Origin of the sequence: Piscinibacter sp., from assembly GCF_050175855.1 — a bacterium.
Taxonomy (GTDB): domain Bacteria; phylum Pseudomonadota; class Gammaproteobacteria; order Burkholderiales; family Burkholderiaceae_C; genus Piscinibacter.
In genome coordinates, this window is the sequence record NZ_JBFXIO010000300.1 from 1 (window position 1) to 6,621 (window position 6,621).

Genomic DNA, 6,621 nt, shown 5'->3' on the forward strand with positions numbered 1-6,621 from the left:
GCAACTACCACTGCCGGCAGTGCGGCCCGGGTGGCGGCTTCAAGCTGCTGCAGGCCGTGCGGGGCGTGGACTTCCATGCCGCCCTGTGCGAGGTGGAACGTTGCCTGGGCATGCTGCCGGCGGCGGCAGCCAGCGAAGCCGGTGCCCCAGCGGCGCCGGGAGAGCGCATGCGTCGGCTGGTGCAGCGCATCTGGGACGAGGCGCGGCCGGTGGTGGCCGGCGACGAAGTCGACCGCTACCTGAGCGGGCGCGGGCTGACCCTGCATCGGCATCCGCCGGTGCTGCGGTTCCACCCGTCGCTCGGCTACTTCGAGAAGGGTGCGGACGGCAAGTCGCGGCAGATCGCGGCCTACCCGGCCATGCTGGCGCTGATCCAGGCGCCGGATGGTCAGGCCGTGACGCTGCACCGGACCTACCTGCGCGATGGCCGAAAGCTCGACGCCGCCGACGCGAAGAAGGTGCTCTCCGCGGGCATCCACGGTGCTGCCGTGCGCCTGTTCGACGCCGGCGCGCAGCTCGCGCTGTGCGAAGGCATCGAGACCGCCCTGGCGGTGCACCTGGCCACCGGCAAGCCCGTGTGGGCCGGCATCAGCGCCGGCAACCTGGAGAAGCTCTGGGTACCGGACACCGTGCGCGAGGTCTGCATCTATGCGGACAACGACGCCAGCGGCGACTTCGCCGGCCAGTGTTTCGCCTACGCGCTCGCGCGGCGGCTGAAGCGGGAGGAGAAGACCACCGGCCCGCGCCAGGTGCGGGTGTTCGTGCCGCGCCATGCGGGCACGGACTGGGCCGATGTTTGGTGCCAGCGTGCCACCGGCCCCGACCAGGGCCGGGGACAGGCGACCGCATCGTCGTCGGCCGACCGGGCCTCGGGCAACCGGGTGGCCCTCGGTGGCTGAGGCAGAGGTCATGGAGCTTGGGGTGCGGCGAGCCACGGCGGGCCGCACCCGCTTTTTCGGCGGCACTGGACGGGTCGGCGCATGCCCTGCGCCACGACCTGCCGGTGCCGGCGAAAAGGTCAGGCGCCGTCGGCAATGCGGCCGGCGCGCTCCCCTCGTCGTTTCCCGACTGGTAGCTGCCAGACCAGGTGACGCCCAACGGCGCCACGAAGGCAGCCCTGGAGATCCCGCGCGACCGATGGCGACACCCGTGTCACCGACGTCGCGCCCCTACCTCGCCGATGCATCGCCAATTCCACCCAGGACGCGCTGCATGCGGCGAGTTGTCGTCGTCAACCCACTGCGGGGACCCGTGCCCCGACGTGGGCCGTGCCGTCCCCGCTTCTCACCCACCCCAACCCGATTGGAGAAAGTCATGAAGAGCGGACGTACCCTCGTGAGCCTGGCCCAGGAACTGGAGCGCCAGCTGCACTCGAAGAAGGACCTGATCGTGCCGTCGCAGCTGGTGCATCACAGCACCGGCGACGACGGCCAGACGCACATCATCGTCAACGAAGCCGGCAACCCGGTGCGCTACGGCGTCACGCCGCTGGCGCGCCGCCAGCTGGCCGACAAGCTGAAGATCCCGCACGCTTACTTCGAGCGCATGCGCGAAGAGCAACCGGTGCTGCTGGACCGCAACGTCAACACCTGGCTGCAGAGCGAGGACGACCGGCGCATGCTGCGCACCCTGGACGGCCAGCTGCGCGCGGTGCTGTCGGACCGCTACCGCCGGCTCGACAACTTCGACCTCGCCGAGAGCGTGCTGCCCATCCTGCAGCAGCTGCCCGACGTGCGTTTCGAGTCGGTCGAGCTGACCGAGACGCGCATGTACCTGAAGTGCATCACCTCGCGCCTGACCTACGAGATGGCGCCGGGCGACGTGGTGCAGGCCGGCGTGGTGATCTCGAATTCCGAGGTCGGCCAGGGCACGCTGTCGGTGCAGCCGCTGCTGTACCGGCTGGTCTGCCGCAACGGCCTGATCGCGGCCGACCGGTCGCTGCGCAAGACGCATGTGGGCCGTTCGCTCGGCACCGAGGACGAGGGCCTGCAGGTCTACCAGGACGACACCCTGCGTGCCGACGACAAGGCCTTCTTCCTGAAGGTGCGCGACGTGGTGCAGGCGGCGGTGTCGGAGGCGAGCTTCCGGCAGACGGCGCAGAAGCTGCAGAAGACGCTGAGGATCCCCCTCGTCGGCGACCCGGTGAAGACGGTCGAGGTTCTGGCCCAGCGCTACACGCTCAACGATGTCGAGCGCTCGGGCGTGTTGCGGCACCTGATCACCGAGGGTGAGCTCTCGGGCTACGGGCTGGTCAATGCGGTGACGCACTACAGCCAGGAGATCGACGACTACGACCGCGCCACGGAGTTCGAGGCGCTGGGCGGCAAGCTGATCGAGCTCGGCACCGCCGAGTGGAAGGGCCTGGCCGAAGCAATCTGAGCACGGCCTGAGCAGGCAGTCCGGCACGACGGCGAGCGGGGGTAACCCCGTTCGCCGACCGTGCCGGCGCCGACGTTGCACGGCGCCCCGACAAGGGCGTCGTTCACGCCGCACGTCGACTCATGCGGTCGCGCTCACGCATTCGCCGGAATTCGCCAGGGCTTGCGAGTGGCAATTCGGTAAGCAGATGCATAGGCCCGCGCTGCCCATTGAAGTCGACCTGTCGCCCACCCTATGCTGGCCGCACAGCGCCGGAACCCTTCCTTCAGCCACCGCAACACGACCCGCATCCACCGACCAACCCCTCCACCCTGCCCTGCACGGGCTCGTGGTCCCCACGCGAGGACGCACCATGAACCAGGTCCAGCTCTCCGATGTGCAGATCGCCAACCTGACCCTGCTGCTCACCATCCGCGACGGCATCCTCCACGACCGCACGGCCGCGTGCTGCCGCTTCTCGCTCGACGCGACCCAGGCCGAGCGGCTCGGCACCATGAGCGTCCAGCAGCTGATGGCCATCGTGGCCAACCTGGGCGACGCCACGCTCTTCCCGCCGCGCCGCGACCTGGTCAGCCTGCTCGACACACCGCTGCCGCTGGTGCGACCGCTGGCCGCGGTCCACGCCCCCCGCCATGTCACGGCCAGTTCGCCAGCCTGACGCTCAGTTTCCCGGTCGGACGACATGCAGTCGCGGGTCGATCGTCAGTTGCGCGCCCTGGCACTGGCCAAAGCCTGCGCGGCCTGCGGTGCACGCGTGCGCACCATCGGCCATCTGACGGGCCTGCCACCCCGCGAGGCGCTGCGCCTGCTCTTCCCGGACCGCATGGCCGTGCCTCGAGGGCGCTCGCCGGACTCGCCGGAGTGGTACCACGGCGCCAACCTGCTCCACCGCGCCGAGGCCTCGATCGTCGTGGCCCTGTATCGCCGCCTGCGAGACGCCGACTTCCCTGCGGGTGAAGCTCTCGTCGGCGCCTACCGCCACTACGTCGGCATCTGCCAGCCGCCGCACCGCATCAGCTTCGACCGCGCCTTCGATCTGGCCGCGCACACGGACGGCCTGTGGCTCACCGACTCGAGGAGCTTCTCGCTCGTCACCTGCCCGACCTGCCACAGCGAGTTCCTGGCGGCCTACGGCTCGGTGGCCCGCTCGAACGACCACTGCCCGTTCTGCAAGCTGGTACAGCGATATGGGACGGACCCGAGGGTGCAGGGGGCGTTTCCGGTGCAGCCGCTGGCTGCGCCGAGTGCGGAGCAGTTGGGGATGCTCGTCCTGCTGCAGCGTTCCTTTGGCTCGTCGACGGGGCAGGCTGGCACGTCCTCGACGAGCGAAAGCCAGACTTGAGCCGATCGGTTCGCAGCAGGACCTTCACTGTCGGATGGCGATGCGAGATACAGAGGAAGCAATTCCGATCTGGCGTGGACGGCACAGCGTCCTACTTGCATCACAAGCGGATGCCGCCGGACTTCGGTGTCGCAAACTGGTCCGGCTCCTTGCCCAGCGGGAAAGCGACAACGTACAGAACGCTTACCGGCATCGGCTTGGCATCGGGGTCGGTTCCCCACTTCACCTGCATCTTGCGTTCGGCATAGCGCAATGACACGCCGAGCGCCTTCAGGCCATCGATGCGGGACTGCAGTTCGTCGTACACCTCGAACTTGGTCGACTCGGTGTAGAGGTCCGCGCAGTCACGGTACTCCCTGAAGTAGTCCACCAATCCGGCGAACGCCTCGTCCGCCTCCCGCTCGAGCTCGAACCCAGGCTCCGACAGATCCATCATGTGAGCTTCCGTGAGCTTGGCCAACTGCTTCCCCGTCGTCAGCGGGAGTGCAGTCAAGGTGACGTGTTCGCGATCGAACCTTGCCTTCTGTGCCTTGAGCTCCTCTTCCGTCGGGATCGCGAAAGGCTTGTTCAGTACATCCAGATCCTCGAACTCGAACGCACCGGCCAGAGCCCTTCGCGTGTCCAGGCTGGCCGCCAGGCCCTGTTCGACCCGCTGGATCGTGCGGACGTTGAGCCCGGAGATTTCAGCCAACTGCTCCTGAGACCACTGGCGCATCTCTCGGAAGAGCCGCACGCACAGGCCGAGTTCGGCCGGGGTCAGCAGGCGAGCGGTCGTCACTCTTTCGGCGGTGTCAATCACAAGGTTCTCCATGGTAGGACATCGATGGCATGCAGTATCGAAAGCACCGACGGCGCTGACCACGACAGCAGCCCGACAGCAGCCCGCCATGGCGGTGTATGAACGCGGACGACGCACGCCCGATGTCGACCGCCAGCGATGTCGGATCAGGCCTGCCGCCGACGCCTGGTGTCGAAAGCCGTGCCCGAGAGTGATCCTTTCAGGTGTCGGCGTTCAACCGTGTCCATCAACATGGCCGCGGGTGCTCGCCTGCAATCGCCATGCTTTCGTCAGCTTCCCACGGAGCCTTTCCAGCGTCCGACCCGGGCTTCGCCGCCCTGCCCGTCCCTGACGTGCTAGCAGCGGCCGACGGCCTCGTCAGCCGCATCCGCCTGTGCTTCGGCCTGTCCCGCGACACCTTCGACGCGGAGGTGCAGCCGCTGCTTCAGCGCTATGCCACGTACGTCCATCTCCTACCCGCCACCGCCGACAACTACTTCAGCTCACCTGCTGGCCTGCTGAACCTCGGGCTGGAGGTCGCGTTCTACAGCCTGCAAGGCACCGACGCGCACATCTTCTCCGGACGATCGACGATCTCGGCGCGCCGCCAGCTTGAACCGCGCTGGCGCCTGGCCACCTTCATCGGTGGCCTGTGTTGCGAACTGCACCGGGTGCTCAGCCACCTGATCGTGACCGACGAGGCGGGCGGCGAGTGGCCGCAGTTCCTCATCCCCCTGGGTGACTGGCTGGCATCGCGCAGTGCCACTCGCTACTTCGTTCGCTGGCGGCCGAACGCCACCGAGTCACGCGGCCTGGGCGTGTTCGCACTGCCCTTGGTTGTGCCGGGAGCCACGCTCCAGTACCTGGCGCTGGACAACAGCGTCATCGTTCCGCACCTGCTGTCCAGCATCAGCGGGCAGCCGGTCTACCGTGACCACAACGTCCTCGACGGTCTGGTGCGTCGTTCGCTCGCGCTGGTGATCGACCGGAACCTGCAGGCCAACGCTGATCGCTACGGAGTGCCGCAGTTTGGCTCGCACCTCGAACGCTACCTGGTCGACGCCATGCGCCGGCTGGCATCCGGCAGTCCCAGTTGGTTCCCGAACCGGGAGAAGTCGCGCGCCTGGCTTGGGGCCGATGGGCTGTTCCTGCTGTGGCCGCAGGCGGCCCACGATGTCCAGGCACTCCTCGAAGCCGATCAGCTGGCCGGCATCCCGAAGGCGCCTGAGACGATGCTCGATCTGCTTTTGGAGGCCGGGGTCTTCGTGCGGCAGCCGGACGGTGCCTCGACTTGGTTCGTCCTGCCGCCTGAGTTGAAGACCGCCGCGGAGGCTGTGAAGCTGGCATCGCCGGCGATCCTGCTGAACGGTGTCACGCCGCCGGCCGAGCCATTGACCATCTCGTTGGTCTGCCCACCTGGCGCCACGCGGACCACCCAGAAAGCGCCAACGACTGCACCGGCGCCAGCCCCCGCACCGCCGCCCGGCACCCAGTTCTCTTTGCTCGACGCCACCGAGTTGGCCACATCACCGGCAGCTCGCACATCCCCGCCGCCGCCGGTGCCACAGACCCCGGCACCGCCCTCTGCTGTCGTTGCCGACCTGGCCGTCCCGTCGCCGCCCCCTCCGCCCTCCCCGCCGCCGGCCGCGGCGCCGACCTTCAAGCTGAACGCACCCATGCGCCTGAATCCGGCCGTGCGCGATGCCCTCGTGGCCGTCGTCAGCACCCTGAACGGGCCGGGCAGCGCTGCGGCCGCCGCACCTGTCGCGGCCGGCCTGTTCGTGCCGCTGGCTGAACTGGAACGGCGTGGCGTGCAGCCCGCGCTGGCGGGTCGGGCGCTGGCCGATGTCGGCCTGCTGGTACATGCCGGACGGGATGGCCCGGCCACCGTCACGGCCGACTTCCGCGGCGAGCCGACCATCGGGCTCGTCGTTGCCCCAGCCTGCATCGATGGTTTCGACCCTGCCGCCTTCGAGCCGGCCGCGCACGAGGAGCCCTGACATGCTGATGCGCCGCTACGAGATGCCCTGGCGGCGCGCCTACGAGGTGTACGCCGCCGCCGTCTGGGCATCCGCCCTGCTGTTCTTCGCAGTCACCGGCGGGCTGGGCCTCCTCCCGCGAC

6 protein-coding genes are annotated in these 6,621 nt (G+C 68.7%); 5 read left to right on the forward strand and 1 reads right to left on the reverse strand.

What is annotated here, in order from left to right; all coding sequences use genetic code 11:
* The 4 genes from AB7U92_RS19420 to AB7U92_RS19435 form a co-directional block, all read left to right on the forward strand.
* A partial coding sequence (locus AB7U92_RS19420) for a DUF7146 domain-containing protein (protein ID WP_428580752.1) occupies positions 1-899 on the forward strand: 899 nt, incomplete at its 5' end.
* A gap of 415 nt (positions 900-1,314) precedes the next feature.
* Complete coding sequence (locus tag AB7U92_RS19425) at positions 1,315-2,379, forward strand: DUF932 domain-containing protein (protein ID WP_428580755.1); 1,065 nt, start codon at positions 1,315-1,317, stop codon at positions 2,377-2,379.
* A gap of 352 nt (positions 2,380-2,731) precedes the next feature.
* Positions 2,732-3,037, forward strand: coding sequence for a hypothetical protein (locus AB7U92_RS19430; protein WP_428580758.1), 306 nt, complete (start codon positions 2,732-2,734; stop codon positions 3,035-3,037).
* A gap of 24 nt (positions 3,038-3,061) precedes the next feature.
* Complete coding sequence (locus AB7U92_RS19435; RefSeq protein ID WP_428580760.1) at positions 3,062-3,721, forward strand: FlhC family transcriptional regulator; 660 nt, start codon at positions 3,062-3,064, stop codon at positions 3,719-3,721.
* A gap of 100 nt (positions 3,722-3,821) precedes the next feature.
* Here AB7U92_RS19435 and AB7U92_RS19440 read toward each other — a convergent pair whose 3' ends face one another.
* Positions 3,822-4,532: a helix-turn-helix domain-containing protein gene (locus tag AB7U92_RS19440; protein WP_428580763.1), complete on the reverse strand. Its 711-nt coding sequence runs from the start codon at positions 4,530-4,532 to the stop codon at positions 3,822-3,824.
* 248 nt (positions 4,533-4,780) lie between these two features.
* Between AB7U92_RS19440 and mobH the strand changes: the two genes are divergently transcribed.
* Entirely contained in the window at positions 4,781-6,499 is a 1,719-nt protein-coding gene (gene mobH / locus AB7U92_RS19445; RefSeq protein ID WP_428580766.1) for a MobH family relaxase, read from the forward strand.
* The last annotated feature ends 122 nt before the right edge of the window (positions 6,500-6,621 follow it).